We start from the raw sequence: 508 nt of genomic DNA on the forward strand, positions 1-508 counted from the left end.
GTTTTGGCGATTCAGCGGGATCAAATAAGCCTTTTGATTCACACAGACGAAGGCAATTCGGCATAGATAGTTTGACGCTCGTGGCGTCCGTCCTGGAGGCGCACATCGAGAGTTATCCGTCGAAGTCAGGCCTCGATATCACGCATCAGAGTATCGATGACGTCAGGTTTGTAATGGACGCCGAACCGATCCACCAGCATGGAGGTCGCTTGGTTCATGCCAATGATGTCGACCGCGCACATACACGACGGAGTCTGAGCACCACCTTGTCGAGAGCCGCCACCGCCGCGATATCCCCGATGTATTCCTTGAATTCAAGTTTGGTATTGCCTTGATACTTCTGAGGGGGCTGATATACGATGATTTCAGGAGATGGCATTCCTCCTTTAACCGCCTAGTGCTGATGATGCCTACGTGAACCCTGGACAGGGTGCGTAGGTGTATCCGCTCCCTGTCCCTGAGCTAGGACAGGATTATGATCCTACGACCCCAGTCGCCTCTCTTTTTT

At 52.6% G+C, this 508-nt stretch carries 1 protein-coding gene and 1 riboswitch; the gene reads left to right on the top strand.

The window, feature by feature from the left end:
* Window positions 1-335, top strand: a 335-nt coding sequence (locus tag KMS84_RS43790; RefSeq protein ID WP_256921275.1) for a hypothetical protein, incomplete at its 5' end; no start/stop codon positions are given.
* 24 nt (window positions 336-359) lie between these two features.
* Window positions 360-420: riboswitch (Fluoride riboswitch) on the top strand.
* The last annotated feature ends 88 nt before the right edge of the window (window positions 421-508 follow it).

The sequence above is a fragment of the Streptomyces hilarionis genome, from assembly GCF_024539675.1.
GTDB lineage: Bacteria > Actinomycetota > Actinomycetes > Streptomycetales > Streptomycetaceae > Streptomyces > Streptomyces hilarionis.